Below are 6,237 nucleotides of genomic sequence, written 5' to 3' on the forward strand. Positions count from 1 at the left end.
CAGCAATGGCAAGAATGTCGAGACCTTGCGTATCAGCGGCAGCGAACCGGAGGCCATGGTACAGCGCCTGAAACGTGGACACGGGTTTGCGGCGTCGTACAAACCATCGGTACTGGCAAATCCAGACAGAATCATCACGGCCTTCGAAATCGATCCATCGAGCGAGACGAAGGTGATCGCACCGATGCTCGATCAAAGTGCACGCGTGACTGGAGAAGATGTCAGGGAATTGCTGCTCGACGCCGGCTACTTCGATGATGAAGTGATTGACGCGACGCTCACACGCGATATCAGCTTGTTGTGTCCGGAGGGCCAGTGGCCTGCCAAGACCAAAGAGGAGGGGCTGTACCACAAGAGCGCATTCACCTACGACGCGCATACCGACACTTACCGATGCCCTGCCGGCCAAACCTTGGTCCTCATTTCCAAATGCGGAGAAACACCGCGCACGCGGGCAGTGAGCGTGTATGCGGCATCAAGCTGCACAGCTTGCCGCCTGCGTGCGAACTGTACGAAGGCCGCGCAAGGGCGGCGCATCAAACGCTACCCCGAGGATGAACAACGGGACGCGCTTCGTCTCGTGATGCAGCATCGCCAGGCGCGCTACATTTTCAGCCAGCGCAAGGCGATCGTCGAACCAGTGTTCAGCAGCCTGCGCGATCAGCAGGGCCTGGATCGCTTTCGCCGACGTGGGCTACAGGCGGTCAAGCGCGAATTTGCCTTACATGTCATGGCGTACAGCTTGTCCAGAGCGGTTGCCCTGCTGAGGGCGCTGTTTTTCTACTTTTACGCCGTTCCATACGCTCTCAGAGGGGCGCATACGTTTTTTCGGCCGCATGCCGCGTTTTTTTTGGCTTGCGTCCTCAACCACAACATCGCCCGGGCCTGATGTGATCGCAGAAAAACGTTTTGCGACACCCTCTTCAGGACGGGGAGGACGTCAACGTCGTTGCGTCCTGTCGTTGGTACCGCCTGCCACTTGTACGCGCTGCCTCGACGGCCGGATTCAATCATCTCGACAGAATTACCAAAAGATACAAGAGCGCTGTTGATTTCGGCCGCACGAATCGCGCGAAAGCAACAAATCGTTGTATTTACAGCGACATTTAACACATTGATTTCTAAGGAGAATTTAGCAACACAAATATTCGCGTGCACCTGTCGCTAATCGGTACATCCGTGCGTGTCCTCACATAAGAACGCGCGTAGCGGCGTATAACTTTTACAGATATGCGAACCGAAAGGCGTGCCCCACTGCGCGCTTCAACCCAACCAACAGAGGAGAGCTCATCATGCAAGCAGCGCAGCGAAAGAACTTTTGGGTTGCCGCCGTCATCGCAGGCGCGGCCCTGGCCGGGGCAGTTGCACCGGCCAGCGCGTCCAGCCACCGGGAGGCGCCCTTCCTGACCAACGCACCGAAAGTCGACGGCACCGATTTCTACATGTTCCGCAGCTATGCGCCGGGACGCCAGGATTACGTGACCATGATCGCCAATTTCATCCCCTTCCAGGACCCGCAGGGCGGCCCGAATTTCTTCCAGTTCGACCAGAACGCGCTGTACGAGATCCACGTCGATAACAACGGCGACGCCAGGGAAGACGTGACCTTCCAGCTGCGCTTCAAGAACACCTCCAAGCGCACCGCGCTGAACGTCGGCGGCAAGTCGGTGCTGATCCCGCTGATTAATTCGTCCACCATCAGGGGCGTCAACCCGGCTGCGCTCAACGCACGCGAAACCTACACCATCGACATGGTCAGGGGCGACCGCCGCACCGGCACCCGCAGCCGCCTGGCCTCGACCGGCGGCGCCACCGAATTCGACAAGCCGGTCGATAACATCGGCGACAAGGTCTTCGGCGGCGCAAGTGGCTACGAAACCTATGCCAACCTGCACATGTACGACATCGCAATTCCCGGCTGCGGCACCGGCCGCGTGTTCGTCGGCCAGCGCAGGGAGTCCTTCTATATAGCAGTGGGCAAGACCTTCGACCTGTTCAACCTGAATCCACTGGGGGCCGAAACCGGCGGCAACCCGAACGACCTCGAAGGCAAGAACATCAGCACCATTGCGCTGGAGATCCCGATCTCCTGCCTGACCGTGGCCGGCGAACCTGTCATCGGCGCCTACGCCACCGCCAGCATGCGCCAGGGGCGACTGCTGAACCCCGCGCCTGCATCGGGCATCAACAACGCCGTCAAGGAAGGCGGGGCATGGAGCCAGGTGTCGCGCATCGGCATGCCGCTGGTGAACGAAGTCGTGATCGGCCTGGACGACAAGGACCGCTTCAACACGTCCAAGCCGAGGGATGACGCGCAGTTCATCGACTATGTCACCAACCCTGTGCTGCCGGCCTTGATCGAATCGCTGTTCCCGACCGCCAAGGCGCCGACCAACTTCCCGCGCAACGACCTGGTTACCGTGTTCCTGAAGGGGATCGCTGGCGTCAACCAGCCGAGGAACGTAGTGGCTTCCGAGATGATGCGGCTTAATACCAGCATTGCGCCTACCGCGCTGGCCGCACAGAATCCGCTGGGCGTGGCGGGCGGCGACAACGCCGGCTTCCCTAACGGCCGCCGTCCGGCCGACGACGTGACCGACCTGTCGCTGCGCGTGGCCATGGGCGCCCTGTGCGTGCTGACCGGCGCGGCCGACACGCTGCAGCTTGGCTGCAGGCCGGGCGATGCACCCGCGGGCGGCGCGGCGCTGACCGATGGCGTGCGCAAGACCGCAGCCGACTACAAGCCGGCCTTCCCTTACCTGAACACGCCGCTGCCAGGCAATAACTAAGAGGAGGACATCATGCGCACACTTCAAAGCACCTGGCGGAAGCGCGCCCCGGCTGTCGTGCTTACGCTGGCGGCCGGCGTGCTACTGACGGCCTGTAACAGCAGCAATGACACTGGCGGCGGCAGCCCTCCGCCTGCGCCGACGCCGCCGGCGGTTGTTGTCGACAGCTTCTTCACCATTGTCGCGGCGCGGGTGGCATCCTTGCTGGACCAGGATGAACCAGTCGCGATCGACACGATAACGGCAACCGCGCCCGAGGATACCGAGCCGGAGGCAGTGCCGTAATCAGGCGGGAGGAAGGTATGCTACCTTCCTCCCATCCGAACAAAAAGACGAGTAATTCATGACGCTTGCCCGCCTTTGCCTCATCCTCGCGCTAATGGCGCCCGCCGCGCAGCACGGCCTCCATGCAGAACCCTACATCCCATCCAAAGGCAGCCAGGTCGTCGAACGGCTGCCGGCCCGCGTCGATCCGGTTCAGCGAGAACTGGCCGGCCTGCGCGCCCAACTGAGCAAGAATCCGTCCAGCATCGCCCTCGCCGCCGCACTCGCGCGGCGCTACATCGGGCAGGCCCGCATCGAAGGCGACCCGCGCTACCTGGGCTACGCCGAAGCGGCACTGGCGCCGTGGTGGAAGCAGCCCGCACCGCCGGACGAGATCCTGGTGCTGCGCGCCACCCTGCGCCAGAGCACCCATCAGTTCGCGGCCGCGCTGGCCGATCTCGACACCGTCGTCAGGCGCGACAGCGGCAATGCCCAGGCCTGGCTGACCCGCGCCACCGTGCTGGCGATCACCGGCGACTTCGCGGGCGCGAAGGCCAGCTGCATGCGCCTGTATTCGCGCGCGCCCGAATTGGTGGTGCAAACCTGCCTGTCGGAAGTGGGCAGCGTCAGCGGCCAGGCGCGCGCCAGCTACGAGCAGCTGAAGCAGGCACTCGAACGGCATCCGCCCGCCGACGAGGGCGTGCGCACCTGGGCCGTCACGCTGCTGGCGGAAATGGCCGCGCGCGTGGGCGACGACACGGCCGCCGAACGCTACTACCGCCAGGCGCTGGCGCAGGACAGCGCCGACAGCTACCTGCTGGCGGCGTGGGCCGACTTCCTGCTCGACCATGGCCGCGCGCCGGAAGTGGTGAAACTCCTGGCCGGCAAGACGCGCGCAGATGCCCTGCTGCTGCGCTACGCGCTGGCGCTGAAGGCGACCGGCTCGCCGAATGCCACGCAGGCGGCCAACACCCTGAGCGACCGCTTCGAAGCGGCCATGCTGCGCGGCGACACCGTGCACCAGCGCGAGCAGGCCCGCTTCGAACTAGGCCTGCGCAACGACCCGGCCGCCGCCGTCAGGCTGGCCAAGCTTAACTGGGCGGTGCAGAAAGAACCCGCCGACCTGAGGATACTGGCCGACGCCGCCGTCGCCAGCGGCGACCGCGAAGCCGCCGCGCTGGTGCGCGACTGGCTGAAAACGTCAGGCATCGAAGACCGCACCATCACCTCCCTGCAACAACTGAAAGCCGGCGCATGATGCGCCGCTGGGGGAGCGCCGCGATCCTCGCCGCCGCCGCGCTGCTGTGCGCCCTGCCTGCATCCGCGCACAAGCCGAGCGACAGCTACCTCGCCCTCGCCGTCGACGGCGCCCGGGTCGAAGGCCAGTGGGACATCGCCCTGCGCGACCTCGACATGGCGATCGGGCTCGACGCCGACGGCAATGGCGAACTGACCTGGGACGAGGTGCGCGCGCGCCACGATGCGATCGCCGCCTATGCGCTGGCGCGCCTGAAGCTGTCGAGCGCCGGCGCCGACTGCCCGCTGGAGGTGACGCAACACCTGCTGGACGACCATACCGACGGCGCCTACGCGGTGCTGCGCCTGCGCGCCGACTGCGGGGCCGGCATCGCCGTACTCGACGTCGACTACCGCCTGCTGTTCGACATCGACCCGCAGCACAAGGGGCTGCTGAAGTTCCGCCACCAGGACCAGACCAGCACCGCGATCTTCACGCCCGACGCGGCGCGCCAGTCGCTGCAGCTTGGCGAAACGTCGAAGTGGCTCCAGTTCGGCGACTACGTGCGGCATGGGATATGGCATATCTGGATCGGCTTCGACCATATCCTGTTCCTGCTGTCGCTGCTGCTGCCTGCCGTGCTGGTGTACCAGGGCCGCCAATGGCAGGGCGCCCCCACCTTCCGCATGGCCGCCATCGACGTACTGAAGATCGTCACCGCCTTCACGCTGGCCCACTCGATCACCCTGACCCTGGCCACCCTCGGCCTGCTGTCGTTGCCTTCGCGGCTGGTGGAAGCGGCGATTGCCGCCTCGGTGGCGCTGGCCGCGCTGAACAATCTGTGGCCGCTGTTCCAGCGCCGCCGCGCGCAGATGGCCTTCGCCTTCGGCCTGCTGCACGGATTCGGCTTCGCCAGCGTACTGATCGACCTGGGACTGCCGCAAGCTTCGCTGGCGCTGTCGCTGGTCGGCTTCAACGTCGGCGTCGAAGTCGGGCAGGTCGCCATCGTCGCCGTATTCCTGCCGCTGGCCTACCTGGCGCGGAACACCGGCTGGTACCGCACCGTGGTGCTGGGCGGCGGTTCGGCCACCATCGTGCTGGTGTCGCTGGTGTGGCTGGCCGAACGCGTGTTCGATGTGTCCCTCATCTCGTAGGGAGCGCGCCCGCTTCTTCATTTCTCCTGATTGGCCACCCGGTGTAAGCAATCTGTAAGCATCCGGGAACATTCTTGCTGAGCTTGTCATGCATACAACCTTCGGGAGATGCAGGCCGCAGTCGTACGCGTCAGGATTTATCGGTCTGGTCCATGTAAATACTAATAACAGGAGACACACGATGAAGAAGAGCGACACCGCAGCAAAGGAAGCCGTTTCGAACCGCAGGAAATTCATCGGCGCCGCCGCAGGCACTGCCCTCGCGGTACCGATGATCGCCACCGGACAGCCCCCACCCAATTGCGCTTCCAGAGCACCTGGCCGAGCAAGGACATTTTCCACGAATACGCCCAGGACTTCGCCAAGAAAGTTAACGACATGACCGGCGGCGAGCTGAAGATCGAGGTGCTGCCGGCCGGCGCGGTGGTTCCCGCCTTCGGCCTGCTCGACGCGGTATCGAAAGGCACGCTGGACGGCGGCCACGGAGTCATGGGCTACAACTACGGCAAGCAGGCCGCGATCGCGCTGTGGACTTCCGGCCCGGTCTTCGGCATGGACGCGAACATGGTGCTGGCATGGCACAAGTACGGCGGCGGCAAGGAGCTGCTGGCCAAGCTGTACAACTCGATCGGCGCCAACGTGGTTTCCTTCCTCACCGGGCCGATGCCGACCCAGCCGCTTGGCTGGTTCAAGAAGCCCGTCACCCGGGCCGAGGACCTGAAAGGCGTCAAGTTCCGCACCAACGGCCTGGCGATCGACTTGTTCACGGCGATGGGCGCGGCGGTCAACGCCC

General features: G+C 64.4%; 5 protein-coding genes and 1 pseudogene. All 6 read left to right on the forward strand.

Annotation, left to right across the window (positions count from 1 at the left end):
* Nucleotides 1-889 (forward strand): transposase (locus tag D3872_RS22050; RefSeq protein ID WP_147373962.1); only part of this gene is annotated, 889 nt, incomplete at its 5' end.
* Between the two features lie 403 nt (nt 890-1,292).
* Nucleotides 1,293-2,789, forward strand: coding sequence for a DUF4331 domain-containing protein (locus D3872_RS22055; RefSeq protein ID WP_119812801.1), 1,497 nt, complete (start codon nt 1,293-1,295; stop codon nt 2,787-2,789).
* Nucleotides 2,790-2,801: 12 nt separating this feature from the next.
* Nucleotides 2,802-3,074, forward strand: coding sequence for a hypothetical protein (locus tag D3872_RS22060; protein ID WP_119812802.1), 273 nt, complete (start codon nt 2,802-2,804; stop codon nt 3,072-3,074).
* Between the two features lie 58 nt (nt 3,075-3,132).
* A complete protein-coding gene (locus D3872_RS22065; RefSeq protein WP_229459472.1) occupies nt 3,133-4,311 on the forward strand; it encodes a tetratricopeptide repeat protein in 1,179 nt (392 codons plus the stop codon).
* Entirely contained in the window at nt 4,308-5,444 is a 1,137-nt protein-coding gene (locus tag D3872_RS22070; protein ID WP_119812804.1) for a HupE/UreJ family protein, read from the forward strand. Before D3872_RS22065 ends, D3872_RS22070 begins: the two co-directional genes overlap by 4 nt.
* Nucleotides 5,445-5,625: 181 nt before the next feature.
* Nucleotides 5,626-6,237, forward strand: a pseudogene (locus D3872_RS22075) (C4-dicarboxylate ABC transporter); the annotation flags it as partial.

The organism is Massilia cavernae (assembly GCF_003590855.1).
Lineage (GTDB): Bacteria > Pseudomonadota > Gammaproteobacteria > Burkholderiales > Burkholderiaceae_D > Telluria_A > Telluria_A cavernae.

Excerpts from the sequence above, each read along its gene's own strand:
- D3872_RS22055 (WP_119812801.1), top strand. The coding sequence starts at position 1,293 with ATGCAAGCAGCGCAGCGAAAGAACTTTTGGGTTGCCGCCGTCATCGCA.
- D3872_RS22065 (WP_229459472.1), top strand. The coding sequence starts at position 3,133 with ATGACGCTTGCCCGCCTTTGCCTCATCCTCGCGCTAATGGCGCCCGCC.
- D3872_RS22060 (WP_119812802.1), top strand. The coding sequence starts at position 2,802 with ATGCGCACACTTCAAAGCACCTGGCGGAAGCGCGCCCCGGCTGTCGTG.
- D3872_RS22070 (WP_119812804.1), top strand. The coding sequence starts at position 4,308 with ATGATGCGCCGCTGGGGGAGCGCCGCGATCCTCGCCGCCGCCGCGCTG.